The sequence below is a fragment of the Frankia sp. Mgl5 genome (genome assembly GCF_023242985.1).
GTDB classification, from domain to species: Bacteria; Actinomycetota; Actinomycetes; order Frankiales; family Frankiaceae; genus Parafrankia; species Parafrankia soli.
Window position 1 is genome coordinate 1 of sequence record NZ_JALKFY010000280.1, and the last position, 246, is coordinate 246.

Annotated in this window: 1 pseudogene; it reads left to right on the plus strand. The window is 57.3% G+C overall.

Annotated elements, in window-relative coordinates:
* Nucleotides 1–246, plus strand: a pseudogene (locus tag MXD62_RS09360) (diaminopropionate ammonia-lyase); the annotation flags it as partial.

The following is a 246-nucleotide window of genomic DNA, read 5'->3' on the forward strand; positions in this document are numbered from 1 at the left end:
TGGCTGGTCTGTCCTGCGGAGTGCCGAATCCGATCGCGTGGCCAACGCTGCGTGATTTTGCCGATATCTATATCAGCTGCGACGACTCCTTGGCTGCTAGAGGGATGCGCATTCTCGCCAACCCGTTGGGAGATGACCCGCGCATTGTCAGCGGCGAAAGCGGTGCTGTAGGTGTCGGTGTACTATCGGCTTTGCTCCAGGACAAACATGGTTGCAAGCTTGCCGACCGATTGGGGTTAAACGAAC